Source organism: Geodermatophilus sp. SYSU D01176 (assembly GCF_054050015.1).
Genome location: NZ_JBJGYN010000014.1, coordinates 59,554 through 86,421, shown reverse-complemented (window position 1 = coordinate 86,421; position 26,868 = coordinate 59,554). Strand labels below are relative to the sequence as shown.

26 protein-coding genes and 2 tRNA genes are annotated in these 26,868 nt (G+C 74.7%); 14 read left to right on the top strand and 14 right to left on the bottom strand.

Annotated elements, in window-relative coordinates:
* Positions 1 to 11 precede the first annotated feature (11 nt).
* From ACI78Z_RS10295 to ACI78Z_RS10285, 3 genes are read right to left on the bottom strand one after another with little or no spacing between them, the layout of a single operon-like run.
* Entirely contained in the window at positions 12 to 1,106 is a 1,095-nt protein-coding gene (locus ACI78Z_RS10295; protein ID WP_457036438.1) for a lysylphosphatidylglycerol synthase transmembrane domain-containing protein, read from the bottom strand.
* Positions 1,103 to 1,696, bottom strand: coding sequence for a hypothetical protein (locus ACI78Z_RS10290; protein WP_457036437.1), 594 nt, complete (start codon positions 1,694 to 1,696; stop codon positions 1,103 to 1,105). The genes ACI78Z_RS10295 and ACI78Z_RS10290 overlap by 4 nt, the downstream gene beginning before the upstream one ends.
* Positions 1,693 to 3,417, bottom strand: a complete 1,725-nt coding sequence (locus tag ACI78Z_RS10285) for a phosphatase PAP2 family protein (protein WP_457036436.1) — start codon at positions 3,415 to 3,417, stop codon at positions 1,693 to 1,695. The genes ACI78Z_RS10290 and ACI78Z_RS10285 overlap by 4 nt, the downstream gene beginning before the upstream one ends.
* Positions 3,418 to 3,521: 104 nt before the next feature.
* On the opposite strand from ACI78Z_RS10285, the gene ACI78Z_RS10280 reads away from it, so the two are divergent.
* Positions 3,522 to 4,442 (top strand): ABC transporter substrate-binding protein, encoded by a 921-nt coding sequence (locus ACI78Z_RS10280; protein WP_457036435.1) that lies wholly within the window; start codon positions 3,522 to 3,524, stop codon positions 4,440 to 4,442.
* 77 nt (positions 4,443 to 4,519) lie between these two features.
* Here ACI78Z_RS10280 and ACI78Z_RS10275 read toward each other — a convergent pair whose 3' ends face one another.
* A complete protein-coding gene (locus ACI78Z_RS10275; protein ID WP_457036434.1) occupies positions 4,520 to 4,915 on the bottom strand; it encodes a DUF805 domain-containing protein in 396 nt (131 codons plus the stop codon).
* Positions 4,916 to 5,143: 228 nt separating this feature from the next.
* Positions 5,144 to 5,216, bottom strand: a tRNA-Lys gene (locus tag ACI78Z_RS10270).
* A 144-nt stretch (positions 5,217 to 5,360) separates the two neighbouring features.
* On the opposite strand from ACI78Z_RS10270, the gene ACI78Z_RS10265 reads away from it, so the two are divergent.
* From ACI78Z_RS10265 to ACI78Z_RS10245, 5 genes are all read left to right on the top strand, one after another.
* Positions 5,361 to 6,566, top strand: coding sequence for a L,D-transpeptidase (locus tag ACI78Z_RS10265; RefSeq protein ID WP_457036433.1), 1,206 nt, complete (start codon positions 5,361 to 5,363; stop codon positions 6,564 to 6,566).
* A 63-nt stretch (positions 6,567 to 6,629) separates the two neighbouring features.
* Positions 6,630 to 7,085, top strand: coding sequence for a hypothetical protein (locus ACI78Z_RS10260; protein WP_457036432.1), 456 nt, complete (start codon positions 6,630 to 6,632; stop codon positions 7,083 to 7,085).
* A gap of 69 nt (positions 7,086 to 7,154) precedes the next feature.
* On the top strand, positions 7,155 to 8,234 hold the full coding sequence (locus ACI78Z_RS10255) for a WD40/YVTN/BNR-like repeat-containing protein (protein WP_457036431.1): 1,080 nt from the start codon (positions 7,155 to 7,157) through the stop codon (positions 8,232 to 8,234).
* Between the two features lie 2 nt (positions 8,235 to 8,236).
* Positions 8,237 to 8,518: a MoaD/ThiS family protein gene (locus tag ACI78Z_RS10250; protein WP_457036430.1), complete on the top strand. Its 282-nt coding sequence runs from the start codon at positions 8,237 to 8,239 to the stop codon at positions 8,516 to 8,518.
* Between the two features lie 109 nt (positions 8,519 to 8,627).
* Positions 8,628 to 9,860, top strand: a complete 1,233-nt coding sequence (locus ACI78Z_RS10245) for an NAD(P)/FAD-dependent oxidoreductase (RefSeq protein WP_457036429.1) — start codon at positions 8,628 to 8,630, stop codon at positions 9,858 to 9,860.
* Positions 9,861 to 9,906: 46 nt separating this feature from the next.
* Here ACI78Z_RS10245 and ACI78Z_RS10240 read toward each other — a convergent pair whose 3' ends face one another.
* Positions 9,907 to 10,152 carry a hypothetical protein gene (locus tag ACI78Z_RS10240; RefSeq protein WP_457036428.1) on the bottom strand — a complete coding sequence of 82 codons (246 nt, stop codon included), beginning with the start codon at positions 10,150 to 10,152 and terminating at the stop codon, positions 9,907 to 9,909.
* Between the two features lie 195 nt (positions 10,153 to 10,347).
* Between ACI78Z_RS10240 and ACI78Z_RS10235 the strand changes: the two genes are divergently transcribed.
* From ACI78Z_RS10235 to ACI78Z_RS10225, 3 genes are read left to right on the top strand one after another with little or no spacing between them, the layout of a single operon-like run.
* Positions 10,348 to 11,586 (top strand): globin domain-containing protein, encoded by a 1,239-nt coding sequence (locus tag ACI78Z_RS10235; RefSeq protein ID WP_457036427.1) that lies wholly within the window; start codon positions 10,348 to 10,350, stop codon positions 11,584 to 11,586.
* A 40-nt stretch (positions 11,587 to 11,626) separates the two neighbouring features.
* Positions 11,627 to 12,766: a globin domain-containing protein gene (locus ACI78Z_RS10230; RefSeq protein WP_457036426.1), complete on the top strand. Its 1,140-nt coding sequence runs from the start codon at positions 11,627 to 11,629 to the stop codon at positions 12,764 to 12,766.
* Complete coding sequence (locus tag ACI78Z_RS10225) at positions 12,763 to 13,518, top strand: DivIVA domain-containing protein (RefSeq protein ID WP_457036425.1); 756 nt, start codon at positions 12,763 to 12,765, stop codon at positions 13,516 to 13,518. Before ACI78Z_RS10230 ends, ACI78Z_RS10225 begins: the two co-directional genes overlap by 4 nt.
* A gap of 35 nt (positions 13,519 to 13,553) precedes the next feature.
* Here the strand turns inward: ACI78Z_RS10225 and ACI78Z_RS10220 are convergent, their stop codons facing one another.
* The 5 genes from ACI78Z_RS10220 to ACI78Z_RS10200 form a co-directional block, all read right to left on the bottom strand.
* Positions 13,554 to 13,763: a CsbD family protein gene (locus tag ACI78Z_RS10220; protein WP_457036424.1), complete on the bottom strand. Its 210-nt coding sequence runs from the start codon at positions 13,761 to 13,763 to the stop codon at positions 13,554 to 13,556.
* A gap of 59 nt (positions 13,764 to 13,822) precedes the next feature.
* On the bottom strand, positions 13,823 to 14,842 hold the full coding sequence (locus tag ACI78Z_RS10215) for a CNNM domain-containing protein (protein ID WP_457036423.1): 1,020 nt from the start codon (positions 14,840 to 14,842) through the stop codon (positions 13,823 to 13,825).
* Positions 14,839 to 16,239, bottom strand: coding sequence for a hemolysin family protein (locus ACI78Z_RS10210; RefSeq protein ID WP_457036422.1), 1,401 nt, complete (start codon positions 16,237 to 16,239; stop codon positions 14,839 to 14,841). The genes ACI78Z_RS10215 and ACI78Z_RS10210 overlap by 4 nt, the downstream gene beginning before the upstream one ends.
* 58 nt (positions 16,240 to 16,297) lie before the next feature.
* Entirely contained in the window at positions 16,298 to 16,840 is a 543-nt protein-coding gene (locus ACI78Z_RS10205; protein ID WP_457036421.1) for a hypothetical protein, read from the bottom strand.
* Between the two features lie 122 nt (positions 16,841 to 16,962).
* Entirely contained in the window at positions 16,963 to 18,498 is a 1,536-nt protein-coding gene (locus tag ACI78Z_RS10200) for a cation:proton antiporter domain-containing protein (protein ID WP_457036420.1), read from the bottom strand.
* A gap of 242 nt (positions 18,499 to 18,740) precedes the next feature.
* Here ACI78Z_RS10200 and ACI78Z_RS10195 point away from each other — a divergent pair, with 242 nt between their 5' ends.
* Together ACI78Z_RS10195 and ACI78Z_RS10190 are read left to right on the top strand one after the other, a co-directional pair.
* Positions 18,741 to 19,724 carry a HAMP domain-containing sensor histidine kinase gene (locus ACI78Z_RS10195; RefSeq protein WP_457036419.1) on the top strand — a complete coding sequence of 328 codons (984 nt, stop codon included), beginning with the start codon at positions 18,741 to 18,743 and terminating at the stop codon, positions 19,722 to 19,724.
* Positions 19,721 to 20,380, top strand: coding sequence for a response regulator (locus tag ACI78Z_RS10190; protein WP_457036418.1), 660 nt, complete (start codon positions 19,721 to 19,723; stop codon positions 20,378 to 20,380). Before ACI78Z_RS10195 ends, ACI78Z_RS10190 begins: the two co-directional genes overlap by 4 nt.
* Positions 20,381 to 20,442: 62 nt before the next feature.
* Here ACI78Z_RS10190 and ACI78Z_RS10185 read toward each other — a convergent pair.
* A tRNA-His gene (locus ACI78Z_RS10185) sits at positions 20,443 to 20,515 on the bottom strand.
* A 66-nt stretch (positions 20,516 to 20,581) separates the two neighbouring features.
* The gene (gene orn / locus ACI78Z_RS10180) at positions 20,582 to 21,259 is read right to left on the bottom strand and encodes an oligoribonuclease (protein WP_457036417.1); all 678 of its coding nucleotides are present in this window, start codon (positions 21,257 to 21,259) and stop codon (positions 20,582 to 20,584) included.
* A gap of 150 nt (positions 21,260 to 21,409) precedes the next feature.
* Between orn and ACI78Z_RS10175 the strand changes: the two genes are divergently transcribed.
* Positions 21,410 to 22,621, top strand: coding sequence for a hypothetical protein (locus ACI78Z_RS10175; RefSeq protein WP_457036416.1), 1,212 nt, complete (start codon positions 21,410 to 21,412; stop codon positions 22,619 to 22,621).
* Between the two features lie 110 nt (positions 22,622 to 22,731).
* Positions 22,732 to 24,534, top strand: coding sequence for a hypothetical protein (locus ACI78Z_RS10170; RefSeq protein WP_457036415.1), 1,803 nt, complete (start codon positions 22,732 to 22,734; stop codon positions 24,532 to 24,534).
* Between the two features lie 67 nt (positions 24,535 to 24,601).
* On the opposite strand, the gene ACI78Z_RS10165 is transcribed toward ACI78Z_RS10170, so the two are convergent.
* The gene (locus ACI78Z_RS10165; protein ID WP_457036414.1) at positions 24,602 to 25,195 is read right to left on the bottom strand and encodes an SACE_7040 family transcriptional regulator; all 594 of its coding nucleotides are present in this window, start codon (positions 25,193 to 25,195) and stop codon (positions 24,602 to 24,604) included.
* A gap of 57 nt (positions 25,196 to 25,252) precedes the next feature.
* On the opposite strand from ACI78Z_RS10165, the gene ACI78Z_RS10160 reads away from it, so the two are divergent.
* Positions 25,253 to 26,866 (top strand): carboxyl transferase domain-containing protein, encoded by a 1,614-nt coding sequence (locus ACI78Z_RS10160; protein WP_457036413.1) that lies wholly within the window; start codon positions 25,253 to 25,255, stop codon positions 26,864 to 26,866.
* Positions 26,867 to 26,868 lie beyond the last annotated feature (2 nt).

Here is a 26,868-nt window from a genome sequence, read left to right as displayed (position 1 = left end):
GCCAGCGGCGGCTACACCGTCTCCGGGACCAGCTCCGTGCGCGGCGCGGAGTTCGGCGTCCGCCGCCACGACCTGTTCCGCCGCCAGAAGACGTAGGTGGCCAGGCCGAGCGGGATGGGGAGGACGTAGGTCAGGGCGCGGTAGACCAGGACCGCCGCGGCCACCGAGGCGCGGGCCCCGCCGGCCGCGGACAACCCGGTGATCAGGGCCAGCTCGACCACGCCGAGCCCGCCCGGGGTGAACGGGACGGCGGTGAGCAGCCGGGCGAAGGCGAAGACGGCCAGCGCCTCGGTCCAGCCGACCGCGCTGCCGCTCACCCCGGCGAACCGCAGCGCGAGCAGCAGGACGAGGAACAGCGAGAGGTGGCTGACGACGGTGGCCAGCGTGATCCAGTGCCAGCGGGCGTGCAGCAGCAGCGCGGTCCGGTCGCGGAACCTGCTCGTGGCCCGCTCCCAGCCGTGCACCGGCGGACGGTGCACGAGGCGCAGCAGCGCCGAGGCGGCCCGGCCGGCGACCGTCCCGATGCGGGCCGCGGTCTCCCGGCTGCGCAGCAGCAGGCCGAGGACCACCACGGAGGCCACCAACCCGGCCACGCCGGCCAGGCCCGCGGCCAGGCGGCCGGCGCTCGGTGGGGAGGAGAAGGCCAGCAGGGAGAGGGCGAGGACCGGCATCCCCAGCTTGACGAAGTTGTTCCACAGCCCCGAGACCAGCAGGGACACCGACGTGCGGGACCGGGAGAAGCCCCACGAGGCGTTCATCGCGTAGGTCAGTCCCAGGGCGAGGGCCGCGCCACCGACCACGGTGTTGGCCACCGCCGTCGTCGTCTGGATGGAGACGGTGGCCTGCCGCAGGGTCAGGCCCGGCATCGTCGCGACCATCACGAACTGGTACGTGGCGAGGTTCCAGACGGCGGCCAGCAGCAGGACGGCGACCTCGACGGTGGTCATGCCCCGGACCGCGGTCCAGACGTCGGACAGGCTGGTGAACTGCGGCAGGAACCACGCGAAGACGGCGACGACGAGCGCGACCGACAGCAGCGCCCCCAGCACCCGGCGCCACCGTGGCCGGCCGGACCGCTGCTCGGCGACCGGTGCGGCGGCGGTCACGGCGTCCCGTCCTGCGCCGCAGGGCCGTCGAGGTGCAGCCGGCCGCCGCTCTGCTCGTGCACGTGCGCCGCCACGTCCGCGCGGGGCACCGCGTCGATGCTCTCGGTGGCCACCGCCAGGGGCTCGGCGCGGTAGTCGCCGGAGAGCTGGAAGACCATGGCGAGGCACCCCCCGTCGAAGACGTAGAACCGGGTGCCGACGTACCGGGGTCGGACCTGGACCACCTGCTCGAAGCGGCGGAGACCCTCCCGGTCGCTCGGGATCTCGGTGGCGTCCCGGGTGTCGCAGGACGCGGTCAGCCGCGCCTCGATGGCCCGGACGCCGTCCCGGTCGGAGTCCAGCCAGAACTCGCCGGAGCCGTTGCGGATCTCGACACCGGCCAGGTGCCAGCCCAGCGGGACGGCGTCCAGGCACGGCAGCCAGGACGCGGAGGGCACCGCCTGCGCCATGAGGACCACCCCGCTGGCGGGCTCGCCGCGGTCCCCGGCCCGGCAGGCCAGCTCGTCGCTGCCCAGGGACGCCGGCGCCGCGCACCCGGCCAGCAGGGCGGCCGCGAGGGCCGCTGCGGGGGGCAGCCACCGGGGTCTCACAGCGGGGGCCGCATGATCACGTTGAGGGCGAGGCCGGAGGCGAGCGCCAGGCCCAGCAGGGTGGCCGCGGTCAGGCCCGCCCGTCGCCAGGACCAGCGCTGGATCCGTACCGCCGGCAGCCGGTAGGGCAGCAGCCCGAGGAACTCCGCGTGCAGGTCCCGGCCCTGCTGCCGCAGCATCCGCCGCAGCTGGCTGGGCATGGTCAGCCCGCGGGTCGCGGCGAAGGCCTCCGCGATCTCCTCGTCGGAGAAGTGCAGGCGGGCGCGGCGGTACACCCGTGCCGCGTCGGTGCGGAGGGCCAGGACCAGCATCATGTTGGCGAGGTCGACCGCCTGCCGCCACGGGCTCGGCCGCACCTCGGCGAACGCCGAGTCGATGAGGAACAGCGTCCCGTCGCGGACCAGCACGTTGGCCGGCTTGACGTCGCGGTGCGCCACCCCGATCTCCCACATCCGGCGCACCACGGTCAGGCCCTGGTCGATGACCCCGTCGTCGACGACGACGTCGGGGTCGCCGATCTCGCGTGCCCCGGTCAGGAACTCGGCGACGAGCAGGTACTCGCGCTCCGGGGTGATCTCCACGATCCCCATCGGGTGCGGCACGGGCAGCCCGGCGTCCCACAGCAGGCGGAGGACGTAGTCCTCGTACTGCACCAGGCGCCGGACGCTGTGGTACGGCTTCTCGTCCTCGAGCCGCCCGTACAGCAGCGTGCGGCCGAGCTTGAACCAGCGGTCGGAGCGCAGGTGGGTCGCCGCGTAGAGCTTGCCGAAGACGCAGCTCTCGCCCTCGCTGCGCCCGGGGTCGGCCTTGACCGTGATCTTCAGCGGGGTGGAGCCGCCGGACCCGGCCAGGCCGAAGGGGGTTACCTGCGTGGCGACCAGGCCGAGCTGGTCCTGCAGGGCGCGGACGATCGCCTGGCCGCGGCCGCCGGTCATGTCCAGGTGGGCGGGGCTCCCGCGGCGGTACCGCACCGGGTAGACCTCGTTCGGCGTGAGCAGCCGGAACGCCGACAGCGGTGCGGCCACGCCGAGGACCACGCCGGCGAGCACGTCGGTGGGGTGGTCCTGCGCCAGGTACAGCCGGGACGCCGCGGTTCCCGCGAGCACGACGACGACGACCCACTTGCCGACCGTCCGCCACCGCCCGGCGGGGACCAGCGCGTAGACGGTGCCGACCAGCGAGGCCGTGAGCACGGTCATCGGCACCGACGGCATGGCGAAGCCCGACCACGGGCCGAGGATCTCCACCCCGTAGGGCCGGGGCCGCTGCAGCGTGGTGGCGGCCGTGGTGGCGAGGGTGGGCACCAGCAGGCAGACCCCGAGCCACACCAGCAGGTGTCGCCACCGCCGGGACGCCACGAGGACCACGATGGTGACCAGCCAGATGGTCTTGACCGCGACCGGGGTCGCCAGCCCGCCGGCGACCTCCGCGACCCGGGTGAGGCCGGGCGAGCGCACCTGGCTGATCGCCTGCAGCACGCGGGTGTCGACCAGGTCGACCACGGCGTTGCTCCCGGTGACGATGCCCACGACCCACAGCACGACGACCGCGGCGCTCAGGCCCAGCCACCACTTGCCCGACGCGTTGAGGTGGCGGGGCAGCGGTGGGGGCTCCCCGGAGGGTCGCCGCCGTCGGCGCACGCGCGCGATGGGCGGCGGCGCCGGCCGGACGCCCGGTCGCGGGGGCGCCGTCTGCAGCGGCGCCTGCGGCAGGGAGGCCATACCGCCGAACGCTGCCCCCGGAGGCGGGTGGTGACCATCTCCTTTGGTCCCGGTTCCGGCTACGTTGCGCGGGGAGCACACCCCGGCGTGGGGGAGGAGGCGCCGTGCGACCTCGCCGTGCCCGGCCCGCGGGCGTCCTGGCGGTCCTCCTGCTGATCGCGCTGGTGCCCGCCTGCGGCGGCCCGGCCGCGGCACCGTCCCCGGCGGCACAGCCGACGGCCGAGGTCGTCCGGATCGCCTCCTACGACTTCCACGAGAACCAGATCCTCGCGGAGGTGTACGCCGAGGGCGCCCGCCGGGCCGGCCTGCCCGTCGTGGTGGACCACGGCATCGGCACCCGGGAGGTCGTCGCGCCGGCGCTGCGGCAGGGCGTGGTGCACGTCGTCATCGACTACCTCGGCACGGCGCTGGCCTTCGCCCGCCCGGAGACCGCGCCCGGCGAACGCTCGCCCGGCGAGCTGCACGCCGCGCTGCGGCTCACCCTCGGGCCGCACGGCGTGACGGTGCTCCGGGCGGCCGCGGCCGAGGACCAGAACGGCTTCGCCGTGACCACGTCCTTCGCCCGGGAGCACGGCGTCCAGCGGCTGTCGGACCTGGCCCCGCTGGCGCCCCGGCTGCGCTTCGGCGGCCCCCCGGAGTGCCCGGAGCGGCCGTTCTGCCTGCAGGGCCTGCGGGAGGTCTACGGCCTGGAGTTCGGCGAGGTGATGGCCATGCCCTCGCGGGTGGCGACGGTGGAGGCGCTGGTGGCGGGCCGGATCGACGTCGGCCTGCTCGAGACGACCGACGCCCGGCTCGCGGTCGCGCCGGTCGTGCTGCTGGCCGACGACCGGGGACTCCAGCCGCACGAGAACGTCGTGCCACTGGTCCGCACCGACGTCCTGGAGCGCTGGGACGGTCTGCAGGGCGCGTTCGACGCGGTGAGCGCGCGGCTGACCACCGAGGAGCTCGTGGAGCTCAACCGCTCCGTGGAGCTCGACGGCCTGACCCCGGCCGAGGCCGCTGTCCGGTGGTGGGACGGCGGCTGAGCGGTCCGGTGGGGCCGGATGGCGACGAGGGCGGCCCCCGACCGGGGAGACCGCCCTCGTGCGTGCCGCCGGGTCGGTCAGGACCAGGCGGCCGGCGGCTGCTGCGGCCACGCGGGGCCGCCGACGGGCTGCTTGGGCGAGGGGCCGAAGCGGTTCGGTCCCGGCTCGCTGTCGAGGCAGTCGAAGACGAGAAGCACGATGCCGCCGAACGGCACCAGGGACAGCAGCACCCACCAGCCGCCGCGGCCGGTGTCGTGCAGCCGCCGCACGCTGACCGCCAGCGTGGGCACGAGCAGCGCCAGCACCGTCAGCATGGTGAACACCGGGATGCCGAGCACGGCGTCGACCACCGCGGCGGCCACGTACACGAGGACCGTGAACAGGACGAAGTACCAGTACTCCGAGCGGCGGGCCCGGCCGGTGAGCCCGGCGTACTGGTGGGAGACGCTGCGCACGGCGTTGCCGAAGGTCATGGATCCCCCGTCGTAGGTGAGGTCGGTCTGCGGGGATCTCCGCAGGTCCGGTGGCGGCGCGCCAGCGATCCGGCCGGTGAGAGCCCGAACGGGGGAGGTGCGGGACACGGTGTGCGCTGGTGCGCAGTTCCGGCGCTGGAGACGACGCATCTGCGCACACCGCCGGCCGGACCCCGGAACGACGGAGCGGCCCCGTCCCGTGAGGGAGGAGCCGCTGGTCGAGGTGGGTGCGCCATCAGGGACTCGAACCCCGAACCCGCTGATTAAGAGTCAGCTGCTCTGCCAATTGAGCTAATGGCGCGTGTCTTCCGGTTGCGCCGGGCGACAGCCGAGAACGATACCAGCGCCCTCCGGTCGGCCGGCGAGGTGGTCCCGCAGCTCGACGGCCGCTGCCGTCGCGATGCCGACGTGGACACTGGTGGGTCGGTGCAACGGTCGTCGCGGGATGACGGCTGCCCAGGACGCGGAGGGGATCGCGATGAGAGGGACGTCGGCGCTGGTCACGGCGACGGCACTGGTCCTGCTGGCCGGCTGCCGAGGTAGCGGGGACGACGCGACGGCGGCGGCGCCGACGACCGCGCAGCCGGGGCCGGTCGCGGTCGAGGTCTCGCCGGCCGACGGTGCGACCGACGTCTCACCGACGGTCCCCCTGGAGATCTCCGTCACCGACGGCGAGCTGACCGCGGTGGCCGTCGTCGACGGTGCCGGCGCCGAGGTGCCCGGCTCGGTGGCCGACTCACCCGAGGACCCGGCCGTCGACGTCTGGACGCCGGACACCCCGCTGTCCTACGGCGCCACCTACACGCTGACCGCCACCGCCGAGGGGGAGAGCGCGCCCGCCGAGGCCGCGACCACCTTCACCACCGTCACCCCCGAGGAGCAGCTGACGCCGTCCATCGGACCGCTGGACGGGCAGACCGTCGGCGTCGGCATGCCCATCCGCGTCTACTTCGACGAGCCGGTCACCGAGAAGGCCGCCGTCGAGGACCGGCTCGAGGTGGAGAGCTCGACCCCGACCGACGGGGTCTGGAACTGGTTCAGCGACACCGAGGTGCACTTCCGCCCGTCGGCGTACTGGCCCGAGAACACCGACGTCACGCTCGAGGCCGACCTCTACGGCGTCCACCTGGGCAACGGGGTGTGGGGCGAGACCGACCGCACGGTCTCCTTCCGCATCGGCGAGCGGCACGTGTCGATCGCCGACGCGGACACCCACCAGATGGAGGTCTATGACGGCGACCAGCTGGTGCAGACCTTCCCGATGAGCGCCGGCAGCCCGGACAACCCGAGCTACAACGGCGCGCACGTGGTCACCGAGCTGAACCGCCACCGCGTCATGGACTCCAGCACCTACGGCGTCCCGGTCGACAGCCCCGACGGGTACCGCACGCCCGTGGAGTACGCCGTCCGCATCTCCGACAGCGGCGAGTTCGTGCACGCCGCGCCCTGGTCGGTGGCCCAGCAGGGCCGTGAGAACGTCTCGCACGGCTGCATCAACCTCTCCACCGAGAACGCCCGCTGGTTCTTCGACTTCTCCCAGCCCGGCGACGTCGTGGAGATCCGCGGCTCCGACGCCGGGACGCTGCGCTCGGACGTCTACGACTGGACCATCCCCTGGGAGGAGTGGCGGGCCGGCAGCGCGCTCACCTGAGCGTTTCCCCGCGCCACGCCCGGGGAATGATCACCTCCGTCCCCCGAGCGCGAGGAGAGTGTCGTGGACACCTGGGTGATCGTGCTGATCGTCGTGGTCGTCGTCGCGTTGCTGGCTGCGCTGGCTCTCGCCATGGCGAAGCGCAATCGGATCAACGGGGCCCGCAAGCGGGAGCAGGCCCGCGACCACCTGCGCGAGGCCGAGCTCCGCAGGGCGCAGGCGGAGAAGGAGCAGGCGGCCGCCGAGGAGCAGGCGGCCCGCGCCCGGCGCGAACGCGCCGAGGTCGAGGAGCGGACCCGGCTGGCCGAGCAGGAGGCCCGGGAGCGGGCGGCCCGCGCCGGCGAGCACGCCTCCGCGGCCGAGCAGCTGCGCGCCAAGGCCGAGAAGCTGGCACCGGGCCTGGCCGACCAGCACGGCCGGCACGCCGACGGGCGCACCACCGACGGCCACGTGGCCGACGGGCGCACCACCGATGCCCCCGGTCCCGACCAGCCGACCGGCGGGGCAACCCGCCGCTGAGTTCTCGCCCCTCGGACGGTCTGACCGTCCGAGGGGCGCGTCGCGCCCCGCCGACCCCCGGAGGGCGCCATGACCGACCTGCTCGCCATCGGCACGCGCAAGGGCCTGTGGCTGGCCCGCAGCGACGACGACCGCCGCACCTGGACCCTGGGCGACCCGCACCTGCTCGCCCAGGAGGTCGCGGCCGTCTCGATCGACACCCGAGGCCCGTCCCCGCGCGTGCTGGCCGGCATCCAGTACGGGCACTGGGGGCCGACGGTCATGCGGTCCGACGACCTCGGCGCGACCTGGCAGGAGACCGAGGCCGGCGCCATCCGCTTCCCCGAGGACACCGGGGCGGCCCTGGCCCGCGTCTGGCAGCTGCGCCCCGACAGCGTCGGGCGGCCCGACGTCGTGTGGGCCGGCTGCGAGCCGCACTCGCTGTGGCGCAGCACCGACGGTGGCTGCACGTTCGACCTGGTCCGCGGCCTGTGGGACCACCCGCACCGGCCGACCTGGGAGCCCGGCGGCGGGGGAGGGGCGGTGCACACCGTGCTGCCCGACCCCGCCTCGGACCGGGTGACCATCGCGATGAGCACCGGCGGGGTCTACGTGAGCGAGGACGGCGCCACCGGCTGGACGCCGCGCAACTCCGGCATCAGCGCCGTCTTCCTGCCCGAGCCCCCGCCCGAGTACGGCCAGTGCGTGCACAAGGTCGCCGTCGACGCGTCCGGTCCCGAGCGGATGTACGCGCAGAACCACTTCGGCGTCTTCCGCACCGACGACGCCGGGAAGGCCTGGACGTCGATCGCCGAGGGCCTGCCCGCCGACTTCGGCTTCCCCGTCGTCGCCTCGCCGTCCACCCCGGGCACGGCCTGGGTGGTGCCGCTGGTGGCCGACATGCAGCGGGTGCCGCCGGGGGGCCGGCTGCGCGTGCACCGCACCCGGGACGCGGGGGAGACCTGGACGGAGCTGGGCGCGGGCCTGCCGGACCGGTTCTGGGCGGCGGTCATGCGGGACGGCTTCTGCGCCGACGAGGGCGACCCGACCGGCCTCTACGTCGGCACCCGGGACGGCTGCGTCTACGCCAGTGCCGACGAGGGCGACACCTTCACCCTGGTCGCCGACCACCTGCCGGACGTGCTCGTCGTCCGCGCCGCCCGGATCTGACCATGGCGGTCGAGGTGGTGCTGCCCGGGGTGCTGGCCGACCTGGCCGGCGGCGCCAAGCACCTGGAGGTCGAGCCCGGCGGCGGCACGCTGGCCGACCTGCTGGACACGCTGGACGCCGTCCACCCGCTGCTGGGCCGCCGGATCCGGGACGAGGCCGGTGCGGTGCGCCGGTTCGTCAACGTCTACGTCGACGGCGGCGACGTCCGGTTCTCCGGGGGCCTGGACACCCCGGTCTCCGACGGCGCGGTCGTCCAGGTGCTGCCGTCGGTGGCCGGGGGCTGACCGCCGCTCCCCGGGCGCACGCAGCCGGTCACCCCCGGGCGATCCGGCGCTACCGTTCTCTCCGCAGGGACCTGCTGCGTCCGGGGATCTCACGCCTGGGCGGTGCGACATGGGCGAGGACCGGTACGACGTCATCGTCGTCGGCGCGCGGTGTGCCGGGTCTCCCACTGCGATGCTGCTGGCCCGCCAGGGGCACCGCGTGCTGGTCGTCGACCGGTCGGCCTTCCCCAGCGACACGGTCTCCACGCACCTGGTCCACCCCCCGGGGGTCGCCGCGCTCCGGCGCTGGGGGCTCCTCGACCGTGTCCTCGCCACCGGGTGTCCGCCGATCGGCACGTACGCGTTCGACTTCGGTGACTTCACGCTCTCCGGGGCACCGGGGACCCCCGACTCGCCCGTCGCGTACGCCCCGCGCCGGACGGTCCTGGACCAGTTGCTGGTCGAGGCGGCGGCCGAGGCGGGAGCGGAGGTCCGGGAGCGCTTCACGGTCGACGACCTCGTCGTCGAGGACGGATCGGTCGTCGGGGTCCGAGGCCACGGCAGGGACGACCGCCGGGCCGTCACCGAGCGCGCCCGGGTGGTGGTCGGCGCGGACGGCCTGCACTCGCTCGTGGCCCGTGCCGTACGGCCGGAGCAGTACCGCGACCAGCCACCGCTCCTCTGCGGCTACTACACCTACTGGAGCGGTCTGCCGATGGACGGCCGGTTCGAGGCGTACGACCGCCCGAACCGGGCGTTCGCCGCGTGGCCGACCAACGACGACCTGGCGCTCGTCATCGCCGGGTGGCCGTACGCGGAGTTCGAGGCGAACAAGAGGGACCTCGAGGGCGCCTACCTGCGGACCCTCGACCTGGCGCCGCGGTTCGCCGACCGGGTCCGCGCGGCCACTCGCGAGGAACGCCTGGTGGGCGCCGTGGTGCCCAACTTCTTCCGCAGGCCCCACGGGCCCGGCTGGGCGCTGGTGGGCGACGCCGGCTACACCAAGGACTTCGTGACCGCCCAGGGGATCCAGGACGCCTTCCGGGACGCCGAACTCTGCGCCACGGCACTGCACGACGTCCTCTCCGGGGACCGGCCCTTCGACGCCGCCATGGAGGAGTACCGGTCGAGACGGGACGAGCAGGTCGCGGCCATGTACGAGTTCACCCTCGGGTTCGCCTCGCTGCAGCCACCGCCGCCGGACCTCCAGCGGCTGCTCGCCGCCGCCCACGGCAACCAGGAGGCGATGGACCAGTTCGCGCGGGTCAACGCCGGGGTCGAGTCACCGGCCGACTTCTTCGCACCGGCGAACGCCGGACGCATCCTGGCCGCAGCCGGACAGCTCCCCCCGGCACGGGGCTGAGAGGGAGGAGGGCGCCGCCCGGCCGGGCGAGGCGGCCGAGGCCGGGTCAGAGGACGGCGAGCGCCGCGCACTCCGCACACAGCTGGGAGCTGTCGTAGTCCTCCGGCGGCCACACGGTCTGCTCGTCGACCGCGACGTAGGCGCCGCACAGCGCCTTGCGGCTGCGGCCGTTCACCTTGCCGATGGTCGCGTGCGCCGGCCCGATCTGCCGCGGGACGAGGCCCTCCGCGCTGCCCACCGAGCCGACCATCACGACGGCGTGAGCGGTCCCGTAGGAGTAGGCGAGAGTCATGGCCCCAGGGTCGCCAGCGGGCGGGGGCTCGGGCGGCAACCGGGGGCAGCGTGTCGAGTGCACCCGTCACAGGCGTCGCGCCCGTCCCACGGGCAATCGTGATCTCGGCGGGCGCGGTCCCGGCGACTGGCGCAGGATGGGCGGCGGGCGGCCGAGCAAGCGGCCGTTCCGCCGCGACACCAGGGGGAGGTCCACGTGCTGTCCGATCGCGCCCGTCCGGTGGTGGAGGCGACGCTGGCACCGGTCGCCGACAACATCGGCGAGATCGCCCGCCGGTTCTACGACCACCTGTTCAGCGCCCACCCCGAGCTCCTGGACGGGGTGTTCAACCGGGGCAACCAGGCCGAGGGCACCCAGCAGGTGGCCCTCGCCGGATCGGTCGCCGCGTTCGCCAGCGCCCTGGTGAAGACCCCGGAGCAGCTGCCCGAGCAACTGCTCAACCGGATCGCGCACAAGCACGCCTCCCTGGGCATCTCACCCGCCCAGTACCAGGTCGTGCACGAGCACCTGTTCTGGGCGATCGTCGACGTCCTCGGCGACGCCGTCACGCCCGAGGTCGCCGCCGCCTGGGACGAGGTGTACTGGCTGATGGCCTACGCCCTCATCCACCAGGAGCGGGGTCTGTACAGCGCCCGCGGGGTGCGCCCGGAGACGGTCTGGCGGGACTGGCAGGTCGTGGAGAAGGCGGCCGAGACCGACGAGGTCGTCACCTTCCGGGTCCGGCGGGTCGACGACCGGCTGGTCAAGACCTCCCTGCCGGGGCAGTACGTGACGGTCAAGGTGCGCATGCCCGACGGCGTCCACCAGCCGCGGCAGTACAGCCTGACGCGCGCCGACGACGGCGAGCACCGCCAGTTCTCGGTCAAGCGGGTCCGCGGGGACGGGAAGCCCGACGGCGAGGTCTCCAACCACCTCGTCGACAGCGTGCAGGTCGGGGACACCCTGACCATGTCGCTGCCGTTCGGCGACGTGGTGCTCGACGACTCCCGGCCGGCGGTCTTCGCCAGCGCGGGCATCGGCATCACCCCGATGGCCGGCATGCTCTCCCACCTGCGGCACGCCGGGTCCGGGCTGCCGATCACGCTGCTGCACGCCGACAGCGACGAGGCCTCCTTCGCACTGCGCGACCAGGTGCTCGACGACGTCCGCGCGCTGCCGAACGCCGCCGTCCACGTCTGGTACGAGTCCGGCGCCCAGAGCGCTCTGCCGGTCGACGGCGTGCACGCCGGGACGATGGACCTCGACGAGGTCAAGCTGCCCGACGGCGCGGCCTACTACCTGTGCGGCCCGCTGCCGTTCATGCAGGCTGTGCGCAGCGCGCTCATCGACCGTGGGATCGCTGCCCGGGACATCCAGTACGAGGTGTTCGGCCCCGACCTGTGGCAGGCGGACTTCCGCACCGAGCCCGCACCCGGGAGCGGCGCGGACGCCTGATCCCGGGCCAGGAGGACGACGGCACGGGACGGAGGTACTGGTGGACATCCCGGCGATGCGGGCGAGTTTCGCCAAGGCGGCGGCGGCGGGCGACGAGGCGCCGCTGTGGTTCTACTCGCACCTGTTCCTGAGCCACCCCGAGACGCGGGAACTGTTCCCCGTGTCGATGGCGCACCAGCGGGACCGGCTGTTCAGCGCGCTCGGTGACGTGGTGGCCTACGTGGACGACCTCGATCGCCTCGTCCCGATCCTGCAGGACCTGGGGCGGGACCACCGCAAGTTCGGCACGATCGCCGAGCACTACCCGGCGGTCGGCGCCAGCCTGCTGGCCACCCTGGCGCACTTCGACCCCGAGTGGACCCCCGAGCTGGCGCAGGACTGGACCGCGGCCTACCAGCTGGTCGCCAAGGTGATGATCGAGGCGGCCGATGAGGCCGCCGACGACCCGCCGTGGTGGGACGCCGAGGTCGTCGCGCACGAGCGCCGCACGATCGACACCGCGGTCATGTGGGTGCGGCCCGAACCCGAGTTCCCCTACCGGCCGGGACAGTCGGTCTCCCTGGAGACCGACGTCCGGCCCAAGCTGTGGCGTTACTACTCGCCGGCCAACGCCCCGCGGCCGGACGGACTGCTGGAGATCCACGCCCGGGCGTACGCCGGCGGCCCGGTCAGCACCGCGCTCGTCCGCCGGGTGGGTCCCGGCGACGTGCTGCGCCTCGGGCCGCCGCTGGGCCACATCACCTTCGACGAGGAGTCCGACCGCGACCTGTTGCTCGTCGCCGGGGGCACCGGCCTCGCGCCGCTCAAGGCGGTGGTCGACCAGGTCGCCCGGCACGGCCCCGTGCGGCGGGTCGACCTCTACGTCGGCGCCCGCACGGAGGAACAGCTCTACGACCGCGCCGACCTGGAGCGCCTGGCGGCGGAGCACCGCTGGCTCACGGTGACCTTCGCCGTCTCCGACGACGAGCAGTCGACGCTGGAGCACGGCGACGTCGGAGAGGTCGTGGAGCGGGACGGCCCGTGGACGAGCCGCGACGTCTACGCTGCGGGGCCGGCCCTGATGGTCGAGGACACCACCAAACGACTGCTGGCGGACGGCGTCCGCCCCGAGCGCATCCGCACCGAAGTCTTCGCGCCCAGCCGGCTGGGTCCCAGCCTGGACGGAGAGGTGACCGAGTGACCGTCGACGAGAACGGGCGGGGGCGCACCGAGCGCCGCCTGAGCCCCGCGGACGTCCGCAACGTGCGGCTGCCCCGAGCCACCATGCTGCGCCCCGGGTACAACGACGCCGAGGTCGACCGCTGGCTCGATCGGCTGGCCGACGAGCTGGCCCGCCTGCACAGCGAGAAGGCCGAGCTGCGCGACCAGGTGCGCGCTCTGGAGAGGCAGGCGGCCGACGTGGTGGCCTCCATCCCGGAGCCACCCAGCGACCAGGCCGTGCGCATCCTCGCGACCGCGCAGCAGACCGCCGACAGCTACGTCGCCGAGGCCGAGGACTTCAGTCGGCAGATGACCACCGACGCCCGTGCGCAGTACGAGGAGCAACTGCGCCAGGCGCGGGAGAACGCCGGCGCGATCATCCACGCCGCCCACGAGACCGCGGCCCGGATGACCGCCGGCGGGCGGGCCCGCGCCGACGACGCGTCCGAGCCGAGCACCGCGGAGCTCGAGGAGCAGGTGGCCTACCTCCGGGCCTTCGGGCAGGCCTGCCGGACCCACCTGCGGGCCTACCTCGAGGCGCTGCTCGCCGACGTGGAGACCGAGTGGGGTCGCGCCGACCCTGGGGCGCTCCCCGTCCGGCCACAGCCCGCCGCACCGGTCCCGGCGCGCCAACCGAACGTGGCACGGGAGGTGCCGATGGACGACGCCGTCGGCAGCGACGACCCCAGCCGGACCGGGCGGGGGGCCGGCGTCGCGCCGCCCGGACGCTGACCGCCCCACCCACGGCGTTCCTGCGGGCGGCGGCCCTACTTGAAGGCGTCCTTGACCTTCTCGCCGGCCTGCTTGAGGTTGCTCACGGCCTGGTCGCGCCTGCCCTCGGCCTCGAGGCCGGGGTTGTCGGTCGCACGGCCGGCGGCCTCCTTGCCCTTGCCCGCCAGTTCGTCGATCTTGTTGCTGATCTTGTCCTCGCTGCTCATGCAGGTGCTGCTACCCGGCCGCTGTGGACGGCATGCCATCCGGTGCCCCGGCCCCATCGCGCTCGACGCACCCCGCCGCACGCCCGGCCGCGCCGCCGTCAGCGGGCGGCCGCCGCCGGCTGGGGGAACAGCCGGCGCAGCACGTCCGACAGCGTGACGACGCCGAGGACCGCGCCGTCGTCGGTGACGACGGCCAGGTGGTTGCGGGTCTCGCGCATCGCCTTCAGAGCGGCGTGCACGGTGGTGCCGGCGTCCAGGCCGAACACCGGACGGGCGAACTCCGCAGCGGCCGCGCCCTCGGCTGCGGTGAGCGTGTCGCGGACGTGCACCACGCCGGTCAGCTCGTCCCGGCTCCCCAGCAGGATGCGCAGGTGCCCTGTGCGCCGGGTCGCGTCCCGCACCGCGGCGACGGTGGCGTCGGCGGGCACCGCGGCCAGCGGCGCGTCCACGGTGACCAGCTCGCGGACGGTCATGCGCTCCAGCTCGAGGGCGCCGGAGATCTGCGCGGAGGAGCCGGCGTCCAGCGCGCCGACGTTGGCCGAGTGCTCCACCAGGTGGCGCAGCGCGTCGGGGCTGTGCCCGACGGCGACCTCGTCGGCCGGCTGCACGCCGACCGCGCGGACGAGGGCGTTGGCCGCGGCGTTCAGCGCCCGCAGCAGCGGACGGAACACCGCCATGAAAGCCCGCATCGGCCCGGCCAGCAGGGTGGCCGAGCGCTCCGGGTGCGCGATCGCCCACGACTTCGGGGCCATCTCGCCGACCACGAGGTGGATGAAGGTGATCACCAGCAGCGCGAGGACGAAGCCGGCGACGTCGGCGGCGACCAGCGGCAGCCCCGACGTCTCGAACAGCGGGGTCAGCCAGTGGTGCACCGCCGGCTTGCTGATGGCACCCAGGGCCAGGGTGGCCGCGGTGATGCCCAGCTGCGAGCCGGCCAGCAACAGGGTGAGCTCGGAAGAGTTGCGCAGCGCGGCGCGGGCCGATCGGCTGGTGGGTGCGGCCTCCTCGAGCCGGTGCCGCTTGGCCGCCAGCGCGGCGAACTCCACGGCCACGAAGAACGCGGACAGCGCGACGATGGCCACGGTCGCGGCGACGACCACCCACGGCGTGTCGGTCATCGGGACGTCCCCTCGGCAGGAGCGGTCGCGCGGCCGGCGGTGTCGGCGCGGTCGGGCAGCTCGAGGCGTACCCGGGACGGCACGTGCCGCTCCACTGCGAGCACCTGGGCGCGCAGCACCCGGGGGGCGGGCTCGTCGTCGTGGACCAGGTCACCGGGGTCGGGCGGCAGCCCGACGTCCAGCGTGGCGCCTGGCTCGGGCAGGGTGCCGGCGACGGCGATGACCAGGCCGGCGATCGTCTCGTAGTGCCCGCGCGGCAGGTCGACGCCGAGGGAGCGCTCGACCTCGTCGACGTGCACGTCGCCGGCCATCTCCCAGACGCCGTCACCCTCGACCGGCACGTACCCCGGGTGCTCGGCGTCGTGCTCGTCGGTGATCTCGCCGACCAGCTCCTCCGCGAGGTCCTCCAGGGTGATGACGCCGGCGAAGCCGCCGTACTCGTCGATGACGCAGGCCAGCTGGTCGATCGACTCGGTGAGCTGGCGCAGCGCGTCGGGCAGCGAGGCGAACGCGGAGACGACCGGGCACTCGCGGGCGATGGCGGTCACCGGTGCGGTGTCGGGCTCGAGAGTGGTCAGCACGTCGGCCAGCTGCACCACGCCGACGACGTCACCGGTCCCGGCGTCCAGCACGGGGTAGCGGGAGTGGCCGTGCGTCATCAGCGCGCGCAGGTGCCCGAGGGTGTCGGTGTCCTCCACGGTGTCCACCCGCGGCCGGGGGACCATCGCGTGCCCGACGTCCCGGTCGGGGAAGTCGAGGATCCGGTCGACCAGCATCGACAGCTCCGCCGGCAGGTTCCCGCTCTCGCGCGACTCCTCGACGATGTGCTCGAGGTCCCGGGCGGTCGCGGCGTGCTCGACGTCGTGCACCGGCTCGATCCTCAGCGCGCGCAGCAGCAGGTTCGACGCCTGGTCGAACACCCGGATCAGCCAGCCGAAGGCCGTGAGGTAGACGACCGTCGAGGCGGCGAGCCGGCGGGCCACCGGCTCCGGGCGGGAGATGGCCAGGTTCTTCGGGAACAGCTCCCCGAAGAGCATCTGCACGACGGTGGAGAACAGCAGTGCCAGCACCGCACCGGTGCCGATGCTGACGGCGGTCGGGATCCCGACCCCCCCGAGCAGCGCGCCGAGGGACTCACCGATCAGCGGCTCGGCGACGTAGCCGACCAGCAGCCCCGTCACGGTGATGCCCAGCTGCGCGCCCGACAGCATGAACGACGTCCGGCGGGTGACCGTCAGCGCGCGCTGGGCCGCGCCGTCACCGGCTTCGGCCCGGGCGGCCAGCGTGGCCCGGTCGACCGCCATGTAGGCGAACTCCTGGGCCACGAAGTACCCGGTGACGGCTGTGATCGCGAGGACGACGAGCACACCGAGCAGCAGCGAGAGCACCTCCGTCACCGGCCACGCACCTCCTCACCGAGCTGGGGGTGCGTGGCCTGGGGACTGTGATCAGGGCTCATGACTCTCTTCGACGGAGGAGCTCGGGGCGGACGCCCACCCCATGGGTCAACGGGCCGGTGGCGCTCGGCGTTCCGACCGGGACGTCCCGGATCACCCAGCCGTCCTCCCGACGGGGACGGGGGCTCCGCCGTGCGGCGGGGACGGGGGCTCCGCCGTGCGGCGGGGACGGGGGCCCCGGGCTGCGGGGGGCCAAGGTCGGGAGCACCAGGCTCAGCGCGGCGACGGTCGCCACGGTGGTCAGCGCAGCTCCGCTGCCCTCGGCGTTGAAGACCGACAACCCGTAGCGCCGGGCACCCAGCAGCAGCGACACCCCGACGATCCCGTTGCAGGTGATCATCACGGCCGCGAAGACGGTGTCGCGGGCGAGCGTGGCGGTCTCCGGTCCACCGGACACCATCAGGGTCACGATGCGGGCCACCTCGATGACCGTGACCGCGACCGCGAGCACCAGGGAGCCGAAGGGCTCACCGACCCGGTGGGCCTCGACCTCGGCGTGGTGCACGGCGGAGAGCACGGCCCCGGTCAGGACCAGCGCCACGACGACCGCGAGCGCCGGGGGGCGTCCGGCCCCAGGTGGCACCCAGCACCAGCAGCGCCACGACCGGCAGCACCGTGGTCCAGGAGGACAGGCGTCCGGGCACGTCCCGGTCGGGGGTGCGCTCATGTGCCGGTGTCTCCGAGCCAGTGGGCCAGCCGGCCGCTGCGGTGGACGGCGAGGATGCGGCGTTCGGTGTCGTGGCGCTGGGCGGGGCGGGTGAAGACCAGCAGCACGTCGCCGGTGCGCAGCCGGGTGTGGGGGGCGACCGCGGAGGTGGTCCCGTCGCGCGCGAGCAGCCCCGGGGTGGCGCCATCGGGCAGGCGGAGCTCGCTCATGTAGACGCCGTGCAGGCGGGAGCCGGGCAGAACCCGGACCTGCAGGAGGTCGGTGCCCAGCTCGTGCAGGGACGAGGTGCCGACGTCCAGGTCCAGCGGCACGCCGTTCGACCGCCCTGCCGGCTCCGGACCTCCGGGCAGGAGCCGGCGCGGGATCCCGCGGGCCAGCCGCGGGGAGGAGTAGACCGCGATCGGGCCGAGGACGGCGAGGACGAGGACGGCGAGGACGAGGACGTAGCCGGCGGCGAACGAGCCGAGCCGGGCGTCCAGGCCCGCGGCCAGCGCGAGCGAGGCGAGGACCAGCGAGAACTCGCCGCGGGTCAGGACGGTGAACCCGATGTTCGCCGCGCCCAGCCGACCGAGGCCGTGCAGGCGGGCGGCGACGATGCCGGCGACCACCGCGAGCACGACGGTCGTCCCGGCGGCGAGCAGGATCTGCGGGAGCACGGCGAGGACGTCCCCGACGTCGATGGTCAGCCCGAAGTGGAAGAAGAAGATCGCGCCGAAGCCGTCCCGCAGCGGATGGGTCAGCTGCCGCAGCCGGCGAGCCGTGGGCGTGGCGGCCAGGATGAGGCCGATCATGAACGCGCCGATGGCGTCGGAGACCCCGAGGTGCTCCCCGGCGCCGGCCGTGGTGATCGCCAGCCCCAGGGCCAGGACGACGACGATCTCCTCGTCCTTCGTCCGCATGAGCGCGCCGACCCAGCGGGTGCCGTGCCGCGCCACCACGGACAGCACCAGCAGGAACGCGAAGGCGATGCCGATCCCGGCCGCGGCCTCGACCACCCCGGAGGCACCGCCCAGCACCGGCTGCAGCAGGGCCAGGTAGAGGGCCAGGAACAGGTCCTCGATGACGATGATCCCGAGGATGACGCGGGTCTCGGGGTTGCCGAGCCGTCGGGTCTCGACCAGCAGCTTGGTGACGATGGCGGACGACGAGATGCCGACGATGCCGGCGATCACGAACGCCTCCGACGTCCCCCAGCCCAGCGCGAAGCCCAGCGCCAGCCCGCCGCCGATGTTCAGGCACAGGTAGACGCCGGCGGCGGCCGCGAGCCGCCGTCCGCCGGAGGTGAGCTGAGCGAGGGAGAACTCCAGGCCGAGGTAGAACAGCAGGAACACCAGGCCGAGGCGGGCGACGAGTTCGAGTTCTCCCGGATCGCCGACCAGGACGAACCCGGGGGTGTGCGGCCCCAGCAGCACGCCGGCGAGCATGAACAGCGGGATGGTCGGCAGCCCGATGGGCACGCCGGCCCGGGCGACCAGGCCGCAGACGAGGAACGCACCACCGAGGGCGAGGAGTGCCTCAGCGACGTGGTGCACCCGGCCTCCCCTGGACGTCCTCCTCCGCCTGCCGATCGCCGGCCCGCGCACGATCCTCGGGGGCCGGGTGGACCGGGTGGAATCCGTGGCAGCACCCATTTCCGGGTGGCCGCGGCAGGGGATGGGTGCTGGGCCCCATCTTCACCGCCGGTGCTTGGCCGACGGCCTCCCGTGCCCGAGGCTCGACGGCGTCGGTTGCAGCGGACGGCGGGCGGGGGCGGCGGATGGGGCAGGGGACACGGGTGGGGAGAGCTCGCGGGCTGCCGCTGTTCTGGCGCGTCTGCCTGGCCAACGGCGTGGTCTTCGCCGTCGGCACCGCCGTGCTGGCGGCCTCCCCGGCGACCGTCTCCACGCCCGTGCCGGCCCGTGAGGCCGTCGTGCTGGCCGTCGGCCTGACCGTGATGCTGGTGGCCAACGGGCTCCTGCTCCGCGCGATGCTGGGGCCGCTGGACCGGCTGCGGCACCTGATGGAGGACGTCGACCTGCTCCGCCCCGGCCAGCGCCTCCCCGAGCAGGGCAGCGGGCCGGTCTCCGACGTGATCGGCAGCTTCAACGCCATGCTGGCACGGCTCGAGGCCGAGCGCGCAGCCTCCAGCGGGCAGGCCCTGGCCGCCCAGGAGCCCGAGCGCCGCCGGGTCGCCCAGGAGCTGCACGACGAGGTCGGGCAGAGCCTGACCGCGGTCCTGCTGGGCCTGCGGCGAGTGGCCGACCGGGCGCCGGCGGACCTGCGGCAGGAGGTGCTCCTGGCGCAGGAGGCCGCGCGGGCCAGCCTGGACGAGGTGCGGCAGGTGGTGCGGCGGCTGCGGCCCGGCGTGCTCGACGACCTGGGTCTGGTCAGCGCCCTCACGTCCCTGGTGACCGAGCACGCCCGGCTCACGGGCGCCGACGTGTGCCGGCGGCTGTCCACCGACCTGCCCCCGCTCGGCCCCGAGGCCGAGCTCGTCGTCTACCGGGTGGCGCAGGAGGCGCTGACCAACGTCGCCCGGCACGCCGGTGCCGGACGGGTGTGCATCGACCTGACGCCCACCTTCGCCGGCCACGCGGTGCAGTTGCGGGTCGTCGACGACGGCCGCGGCATCGGCGACGTCCGAGAGGGCGCAGGGCTGCGGGGCATGCGGGAGCGGGCCATGCTCGTCGCCGCCACGCTCACCGTCGGCCCCCACCACGAGGGGGGTACCGAGCTGCGGCTGCTCGTCCCGGTGCCCGGTCCGGAGGACGGCCGGTGACCCGCCCCGCGACCACCCGGATCCTGCTCGCCGACGACCACGCCCTCGTCCGTCGCGGCGTCCGGCTGATCCTGGACAACGAGCCGGACCTGACCGTCGTCGCGGAGGCCGGCGACGGCGCGGAGGCGCTGGCGCTGGCCCGCGTGCACGCCATCGACCTCGCCGTCCTCGACGTCGCGATGCCCCGGCTCACCGGTCTGCAGGCCGCCCGGGAGCTGTCCCGGCGCTCCCCGGCCACGCGCATCCTGCTGCTGTCGATGTACGACAACGACCAGTACTTCTTCGAGGCCCTCCGCGCCGGCGCCTCCGGGTACGTGCTCAAGTCGGTCGCCGACCGGGACCTCGTCGAGGCCTGCCGGGCCGTCATCCGGGAGGAACCGTTCATCTACCCCGATGCGCTCACCGCGCTCATGCGCGAGTACCTGCAGCGGGCCGCCCGTGGCGAGCGCCTGCCCGGCAGCATCCTGTCGGCCCGCGAGGAGGAGGTGGTCAAGCTGATCGCCGAGGGCCGGTCCTCGCAGGAGATCGCGGACCTGCTCGTGATCAGCGTCAAGACCGTCGAGCGGCACCGGGCCAACGTCCTCGCCAAGCTGGAGATGCGGGACCGCACGCAGCTCACCCGCTACGCCATCCGCGCCGGCCTGATCGAACCCTGACCGCCCCCAGCGGGAACGGGAGAGGCCCCGGTCAGTCGCCTGACCGGGGCCTCCCCGCGGAGGGTGAGTGACGGGGCTCGAACCCGCGACACCCAGGATCACAACCTGGTGCTCTACCAGCTGAGCTACACCCACCACGTCTCCCGGACGGCCGCTGGGGAGCCGGTCGTCCGGGAACCGGGTCCACGATACCGGAGACCCTCAGGCGTCCGACGCGGCCGGGGGTGCCTCCCCCGGGGCGCCGGCGTCCTCGGCGGCGAACAGCCCGGCGAAGGACGCCGTGACCTTCGCGGCGGCCGCCTGCGCCTGGGTCGTCGAGGGCCCCGGGCCGTCGACGAAGAGCGTCTGCCGGTAGTAGGCGAGCTCGCGCACGGACTCGATGATGTCGGCCAGGGCGCGGTGGGCCAGCCCCTTCTGCGGCTGGGCGAAGTACACGCGGGGGAACCAGCGGCGGGCCAGTTCCTTGATCGAGGAGACGTCGATCATCCGGTAGTGCAGGTGGTCGTCGAGCTCGGGCATGTCGCGGGCGAGGAAGCCGCGGTCGGTGCCGATCGAGTTGCCGCACAGCGGCGCCGTCCGCCGCTCGGGCACGAACCGCTTCACGTAGGCCAGCAGCTGCTGCTCGGCCTCGGCGACGGTCAGGGTCGAGGCCCGCACCGCCTCGGTGAGCCCGGACTTGGCGTGCATCTCGGTGACGACGTCGACCATGCCCTCCAGCGCGGCGTCGTCCGCCGAGATGACGAGGTCCAGGCCGGGGTCCAGGACGTTGAGCTCGGAGTCGGTCACCAGCACCGCGACCTCGATGAGCTTGTCCCGGATGAGGTCCAGCCCGGTCATCTCGCAGTCGATCCAGACCAGGTGTCCCGCACTGTCCGCCACGAGGGCCGACCCTACGTCCCGCCCGCGGCGGCTGCCGGGACGACAGGCGTCCGCCGCAGCCGCCACTCCGGACCCCGCTCGGAGGCCGGGGGGAGGGCCCGCGCGCGGCTAGGCTCCGCCGCGCCGACCCCGAGCCCAGGAGTCCCCTCCGTGCCCCACGCCCTCGTCGTCCCCGACCGCGCGGTCCCGCCGGCCCCGGGGACGGCGCGCACCGCGCTGCGCCACCCGGTCGCGACCCTGCGGTGGCTGTGGCCGGCCTACGTCACACCGGGCCGCCCGGGCCGCCCCACCACACAGCAGGAGCTGCGGTGGATCTACACCGCGTGGCTGGGCGCGTTCGCGCTCAAGCTGCTCGGCTCGTCGTGGGACGTCTCGTGGCACTTCAGGTGGCTGCGCGACGACCTGGCCCCGCCGCACCTGCTCAACTCCGCGGGCACCGTCCTCGCCGTCGCCCTGGTGCTGTTCTCCAGTCACACCGGCTACGGCGTCGACCGGCGTGCCCTGCGGCTGATGCAGGTGGGCACCGCGGTGTTCCTCGTCGCCGTGCCGGTCGACATCGTCAACCACCGCCTCAACGGGCTGGACATCACCAGCTGGAGCCCCAGCCACGCGCTGCTCTACGTCGGGACGGCGGTGATGCTGGCCGGGGTGCTGCGCGGCTGGTGGCTGTACGCCGCGCCGGGGCGGGTCCGGGACGCCGTCGCGCTGGGCCTGTGGCTGTTCCTGGTGGAGGACGTGCTCTTCCCCAACCAACAACAGGAGTACGGCGTCCTCGCGCTGCGGGCCTACGAGGCCGGGCGGACGACGGCCGAGCAGCAGCTGCTGGACTTCGCGTCCGCCCAGGCCCAGAGCCCGACGTCGTTCATGCTCCCGGTGCCGTCCTGGCTGCACCCGGCCTGGTTGCTGTGCGCCGGGCTGCTGTCCCTCGCCGTCGTCCGGCGGGTCACCGGCCTGCGCTGGGCCGCGACCGCCGTCGCGGCCACCTACCTGGCCTACCGCGCCGGGATGTGGCTGGGGCTGGTCGCGATCGGTTTCCCGCCGTCGGTGCTGCCGGTGGCGCTGCTCGCCGGGGCGGTCGCCGTCGACCTCGCCGTCGGCCGCGGGCTGCCGGGCTGGCTGGCCGGTCCGCTGGTCGCCGGGGTCACCTACTCCGCCGGTGCCGTGCTCGACGCCGCCGGGGCGCTGCCGCCGTGGGACTGGCGGCCCGAGGTGGTGCTGCTCACCGGCGCGGCGGCCACCCTCCTGTGGGCGCTGCTCGACGCGGTCGCCCGCAGCCGGTCGCTGGCCGCCTGGCGGGCGCCGCTCGATGACGCCCAGGAGGCCCCCGGCGTGTCCGTGGCGGGCGGCGCGCCGACCCGCTGAACGTCCGGGACCGGCCCGTCACATGCCGTAGCGTCGGCCGCGGCTCCGCCCGGTGACCGCGCGACGATGCCGCCCCACCGCCCCTGCTGCCCGCCCTCCGGAGGACCGACGTGCTGGCCCTGACCCCCAGGCCGCTGCAGACGACGGGGGAGCGTGCGCTCTTCGCCGAACTGTCCCGCTGGGACACCGGCGGGGCGGTCCGGGGGGCGCTCGTCGCCTCGCTGCCGGTCCTCGACGGGCCGGTGGGCCGCCGGATCGCCGACGCGGTGCTCTTCGTGCCCGAGGGGCTGGCCGTCGTCCGCATCGCCGAGGTGGCGCGGCAGCGCGGCGTGGTCACCGCGCTGCCCGAGGGGTCGTGGACGATCGGCCCGGAGGCCGGGCGGCCCGGCGAGGTGGTGCAGCTGTCCGGCGGCGGGTCCACGCCGCTGGACGGGCTGATGCGTGCCGGCATGGACACCGCCGTGCGGCTGCGCCGTGCCGGTCTGGAGCCCGGCCGGATCGCCCGCCTGACCGTGCTGGTCGGCGAGCTCACCGGCCTGGTGCCCGCCGACGGCGACCTGGGTGAGGGCGACCAGGTCGCGCTGCTCGAGCCCCGCTCGCTGCTGCTGGGCATCGCCCGCTCCGCCCGGTACACCGGCGTCGCGAATCCCCGCCTGTGGACGACGGCCGACGTGCGCGCCGCGCTGGAGGCCCTCGAGCTCGACGGCCGCGTGCCGACCACCCAGGAGCTCAACGGCGAGGGCTTCCCCTACTCGCCCTACGTGCTGCGCACCCCCGAGCTGCTCGCGCCGGCCGCGATGGCCGCGGCGGTGGCCGGGCCGTCGGGCGGGGGAGTCGGCCCCGTACCGGCGGCGCACCACCCGGCGCCGCACGCCGCCGCGCCCGAGCCCCTGCGCCCGCTGGTCGACCCCGCGGCGGCCGCGGCCGTGGCCGCCGCCGCCATCCGCGCCGACGAGGAGGCCGCGCGGGCGGCAGCCCCGGCACCGGCCGCGCGGGACACCCTCGTCGGCCCCACGGTGGGCGTGCGCGAGGACGAGACCGGTGGCATCGGCGGGCTGTTCGCTGAGGCCGAGCCGGTCGTTGCGGAGCCGGTCTCCGCCGAGCAGATCTCCGCGGAGCCGGTCGCTGCGGAGCCGGCCGTTTCCGAGCCGGTGGCTGTCGAGCCGGTCGCTGTCGAGCCGGCCGCCCCTCTGGCGGTCGCCCCCGCACCGCCGGCTCCCGCCGCCTCGCCGACCCGGCCCCCCGGCGTCCCCCTCGTGGGGCCACGCCGGCGGCAGCGCTCCCCGAAGCGGACCGCGCTGCTCGCCGCGGCGGCCCTGCTGCTCGTGGTCCTCCTCGCGGTGGGCCTCCCCGCGCTGCTCGGCGGGGACGACGACGGGAGCACCGCCGAGGCCTCGCCGCCGACCGTGGACCAGGTCGCGGCACCCGGCACCACGGGTCCGCGGCCGGGGGACAGCGAGACGGTCGACGGGCGCACCTTCGTCCTCCAGCAGGTGCAGAGCGACCCCACCTGCCTCGGCAACGCGTACGGCGCGGTGGCCGACTTCTTCGCCGGAACCGACTGCGCGGGCCTGGCGCGGGCGCTGTACTCCACCGACGTCGGCGGCCGGCCGGTCGTCGTCTCGGTGTCGGTGGCCGGCATGGGCGACAGCGCGGGCGCCCTGGCGCTGCGTGCGCTGGCCGACCAGGACGGCAGCGGCAACGTGAGCGACCTGCTGCGGGAGGGCGTGCGGTACGCGGGCGGCCCGGAGCGGCTCTCGGGTGCCGAGTACGCCAGCGCGGTCTCCGGCAGCACCGTGACCATCGTGGAGGCCGCCTGGGCCGCGCCCGGGTCGACCGGCTCCACCGCCGACCTCGACGTCGTCGCCGCGACCGCGCTGGTGCTCCCGATGCCGGAGCCCGAGCTCGCTTGAGCCGGTCGGCCTCCCTGCAGGGGCCCGCCGCGAGCTTGCGAGCGGTGGGGGGCAGGGAGGTCCTCTTTCAGGCGGTGGCGGCGGCCTCGGCCATCGCGGCGAGCAGCGCGGCGGTCCGCCGGCGGGGCAGCCGGCCGGCGCTGTGCGGGGTCGAGTTGACCAGCCCGAAGACGGCGTGCGCGCGGGCGCGGTTGGTCGCGGCGTCCGAGTCGGTGTGCAGCCGCCCCAGGACGTCGACCCACACCTCGACGTAGCGGCGCTGCAGCCGGCGCACCTGGGCGGCGTCCTCGTCGGCCAGCGAGCCGAGGTCGCGGTCGTGCACGGTGATCAGCGCGGGGTTGTCCAGCGCGAAGTCGACCTGGAAGGCGATCAGGGTGCGCAGCTGGGCCAGCGGGTCGTCGCCGGCGGCGGCCACCCGGGCGGTGCCGCCCTCCAGCAGCCGCTCGCTGATCCGCAGCAGCATCTCGGCCAGCATGGCGTCCTTGCTGGCGAAGTGCCGGTAGATCGCCGGCCCGGTCACCCCGACGGCCGCGCCGACGTCGTCCACGCCCACGGCGCGCGATCCGCGCTCGGCGATCAGCTGTGCGGCCGCCCGCAGGATCTGCTCGCGCCGCGACGGGCGGGCCGCGTCCGCGTGCAGCGCGGTGTTGGCGTCCGTCACGGCCGGGATGTTAACGCTCGTTGACCCGGCGCGTGAACCCCCGTTAACATCCCGGCCGTGGACGCCCCCGTGCTGGCCCGCAGGCCGACGACCGACGGAGCGGCCGCCGCGCGCAACGCCGAGGCGCACGCCGCGCTGGTCGCCGACCTGGCCGCGCAGCTGCGCCGGGTGGCCGACGGCGGCGGTGAGCGGGCGCGCGAGCGGCACACCGCGCGGGGCAAGCTGCTGCCCCGGGAGCGGGTCGACGCGCTGCTGGACCCGGGCAGCCCGTTCCTCGAGCTCTCCCCGCTGGCCGCGCACGGCATGTACGGCGGTGAGGCGCCGGCCGCGGGGATGATCACCGGCATCGGCCGGGTCGCCGGGCGCGAGGTCGTCGTCGTCGCCAACGACGCCACCGTCAAGGGCGGCACCTACTACCCGATGACGGTGAAGAAGCACCTGCGCGCCCAGGAGGTGGCGCTGCACAACCGGCTGCCCTGCGTCTACCTGGTCGACTCCGGCGGTGCCTTCCTGCCGATGCAGGACGAGGTCTTCCCCGACCGCGAGCACTTCGGCCGGATCTTCTACAACCAGGCCACGATGTCGAAGGCCGGCATCGCGCAGATCGCGGCCGTCCTCGGTTCGTGCACCGCCGGTGGTGCCTACGTGCCGGCGATGAGCGACGAGGCGGTCATCGTCCGCGAGCAGGGCACGATCTTCCTCGGCGGCCCGCCGCTGGTGAAGGCGGCGACCGGTGAGGTCGTGACGGCCGAGGAGCTCGGCGGGGGAGACCTGCACAGCCGGGTCAGCGGGGTCACCGACCACCTGGCCGAGGACGACGCGCACGCCCTCCAACTGGTCCGCCAGATCGTCGGCACCCTCGGCCCCCGCGCGCCCCGGCCGTGGGACGTCGAACCGGTCGAGGAACCGCTGGTCGACCCGGCGTCGGTCTACGAGGTCGTGCCGCCCGACCCGCGCACGCCCTACGACGTCCGCGAGGTCATCGCCCGGCTCGTCGACGGCAGCCGTTTCGCGGAGTTCAAGCCGCTCTACGGGCAGACGCTGGTCACCGGCTTCGCCCGGCTGCACGGCCACCCGGTCGGCATCGTGGCCAACAACGGCGTGCTGTTCGCCGAGTCGGCGCTCAAGGGCGCGCACTTCATCGAGCTGTGCGACCGCCGCAGCATCCCGCTGCTGTTCCTGCAGAACATCTCGGGCTTCATGGTCGGCCGCGACTACGAGGCCGGCGGCATCGCCAAGCACGGCGCGAAGATGGTCACCGCGGTCGCCTGCGCCCGGGTGCCCAAGCTGACCGTCGTCATCGGCGGCTCGTTCGGTGCCGGCAACTACTCGATGTGCGGCCGGGCCTACTCGCCCCGGTTCCTCTTCACCTGGCCCAACGCGCGCATCTCGGTCATGGGCGGGGAGCAGGCGGCGTCGGTGCTGGCCCAGGTCCGCCGCGACGGCCTGGAGGCCCGCGGCGAGGAGTGGCCGGCCGAGGCCGAGGAGGCGTTCAAGGCGCCGATCCGCGAGCAGTACGAGCACCAGGGGCACCCGTACTACGCCACCGCCCGGCTCTGGGACGACGGCGTCATCGACCCCGCCCGGACCCGCACCGTGCTCGGTCTGGCCCTGTCCGCCTGCGCGAACGCCCCGTTGGAGGAGGTTGGCTATGGCGTCTTCCGGATGTGAGC